The sequence below is a fragment of the Halarchaeum acidiphilum MH1-52-1 genome (assembly GCF_000474235.1).
GTDB classification, from domain to species: Archaea; Halobacteriota; Halobacteria; order Halobacteriales; family Halobacteriaceae; genus Halarchaeum; species Halarchaeum acidiphilum.
This window is the reverse complement of the sequence record NZ_BATA01000148.1, coordinates 1-1,144: the sequence shown is the minus strand read 5'-3', so window position 1 is coordinate 1,144 and position 1,144 is coordinate 1. Positions and strand designations below refer to the sequence as shown.

The window sequence follows — 1,144 nt, the reverse complement described above, 5'->3', positions numbered from 1 at the left end:
GGGGTGCGTCGAGAAAGTCCCGGTACCGTATGGCGTTCGCTGGGAGTTCCTTGCCTCGATCCACCACCGTCTTGGAGAGTTGATTATTTAAAAGACACCGACCTATACCCGAATATGGACTAGACTCGAAATACAATACCAAGGATTAGGGGCTTGTAAATCGAATATACCCGCATCTAACTCATCCAAGATAAATAGGTATGTATTGCATATACACATAACATTATAATGTTCTTTCTAGACTAGCTAGTAGTAGACCGGTTTCGAGCCGAAAGACCGGTGCGACGTGACACCTCGATATACAACACGAGGGCGGGACAGAACGTCTTCTGACTACCAACCTCATCCACTCGATTCCCCCGGACCGTTTCGCGTGGAGTACCACGAGGCGATGGCCAGTTGCAAAGCGGCCTCACTGGGGGCGGATCTTTCTCGACGCACCCCCTCTCGTTACCACAGTCGCTTCATCACTCAGTTGAATACGCGCGGTACGCGGCCTGAGATGACCATCTTTCTCGACGCACCCCGTAAGTAAGTGAGAATATCATCCCATAGAGTGATATTCTAGCGCTCCGTAGTCGGATTCGATGCCAGATCCCGCCCCGGCGTTCGAGGACGTGAACGAACGCGCCAAGGAGGATTGGAAACGCGACACCAGCCCCTTCGACCGCGTGCAGTCCGTGATGCGCACGACGTATGACCCCGTAAGCGCGGCGACCGTCGCCGAGCACGCTCTCACGTCGGAACAGACCGCTCGTAAGCACCTCCGCTCGCTGGTCGAACACGGCTACGTGGCAGAGACTGCCTCCCCAGACTCGAAGGGCACGCTGTACCGACGGGCCACGGACTCGCTCGCGCTCGAACAGGCGCGGCGGATCCTCGACGAGACGGACACTGACACGCTCTCGACGCGCGTCGTAGAGATGCGCGAGGAGCTTCGAGCGTACGCTGACCAATACGGTGCGAACTCACCCGACGAGGCCGTTCGGGCCCACGCAGATATCGACACCGGGACACTCACAGAGTGGCGGACCACGCGGCGGAACCTCGCCTTCGCCGAGGTCGCACTCGCCCTCAGCGCGGTCGACGACGCCACTGGAGCCGTAGAAGCGCTCTAATGGGTGACGACGACGGAAATCACGAG

The 1,144-nt window shown here is 58.1% G+C and carries 1 protein-coding gene; it reads left to right on the top strand.

Features of this window, described 5'->3' with window-relative positions:
* The first annotated feature begins 617 nt into the window (after positions 1–617).
* Entirely contained in the window at positions 618–1,118 is a 501-nt protein-coding gene (locus AOZ13_RS13605) for a DUF7342 family protein (RefSeq protein ID WP_234402893.1), read from the top strand.
* Positions 1,119–1,144: the final 26 nt, after the last annotated feature.